Genomic DNA, 272 nt, shown 5'->3' with positions numbered 1-272 from the left:
ATTGGGAACTAGTGTTTCTGCCTTGAAAAATAATATGGTAACTCTTACATTGGACAGTAAAGTATATCCTGAAACTGCTGGACATATTCGTGATGCTATTAAGAAAGGATGCCCTGATATCGTAACATTACAACGAAGTGGCTCTGCGAATAAGAAAAAAGTCAAAAAACGGAGAAGAGAGAGTTTAAAAGGCCATAAGTGTCAAAAAGGTAAAGATAGGGATGAATGGCCAATGGCAATGTTTAAAGAGGGTGGAAAAAATAATAACTGCC

At 36.8% G+C, this 272-nt stretch carries 1 pseudogene; it reads left to right on the top strand.

The features are described from left to right. Window positions 1-272 (top strand): annotated as a pseudogene (locus tag ACTHS4_RS11975) (hypothetical protein); the annotation flags it as partial.

The sequence above is a fragment of the Neisseria sp. P0014.S009 genome (assembly GCF_051958155.1).
GTDB classification, from domain to species: Bacteria; Pseudomonadota; Gammaproteobacteria; order Burkholderiales; family Neisseriaceae; genus Neisseria; species Neisseria flavescens_C.
This window is presented reverse-complemented; position numbering and strand designations above follow the sequence as displayed.